Annotated in this window: 1 protein-coding gene; it reads right to left on the bottom strand. The window is 64.1% G+C overall.

Annotation, left to right across the window (positions count from 1 at the left end):
• On the bottom strand, positions 1–572 hold a 572-nt coding region (locus N1032_RS25845; RefSeq protein WP_259543477.1), incomplete at its 3' end, for a hypothetical protein.
• Positions 573–657: the final 85 nt, after the last annotated feature.

The following is a 657-nucleotide window of genomic DNA, read 5'->3' on the forward strand; positions in this document are numbered from 1 at the left end:
GCCTGGCTAATTGCGCCGATTAGCTGCGCGTGAGCTGCGGCCTCGTTCGCTGCGGCCAGCTTCTCGAATTTCTCAGAGAGCACCACCGCGCCCTCGGCGGTGATTTGAAAGATGTCGGCCAGCGCTTTCGCGGCGTCCTGCGTCTCTTTCATCTTCTCTTTGGTGTTGTCGAGGTTCGGGAATAGGACGCCGACGAGCATGGCCCCGAGGCCGATGATCCCGCCGATGATTGCGCCCTGAGGGCCGAACATCATGCCGAGCTGGTTGGCCTGCGTGGAGAGCGCACGGATCACGCCCTGGCCGCCTGTCACCATCAGAAAAAAGTCCGTGACCTGGTTGCCCGCGCCCGCGAGCTGGCGCTGGAGGTTGCCAAACCCTGCGCCAGCGGTTCGGACCGCTGCGGCTGTTTGGGTCAGTTGGGTTTCGAGGCCCGCGACGTGGGTGCCAGCAGTGTCGGCAGCGGTGCCGACGTTCCTCAGCTCGGCCTCGGTTCGCCGCGTGGCCGTAATGAGCCCCGAGACGTCTGCGCTGATCTCGACGATGACGCCGCCAGCGCTCTCATTTTCGGCCATTTGGGCCTCCTTACTTCATGTTGTGGTAGACGGCCAGCGCCCACCCGCGCGGGGTAGCGGACCGGATGTTTTTCGTTTTGAGGGA

The sequence above is a fragment of the Herbiconiux daphne genome, assembly GCF_024979295.1.
GTDB lineage: Bacteria > Actinomycetota > Actinomycetes > Actinomycetales > Microbacteriaceae > Herbiconiux > Herbiconiux daphnes.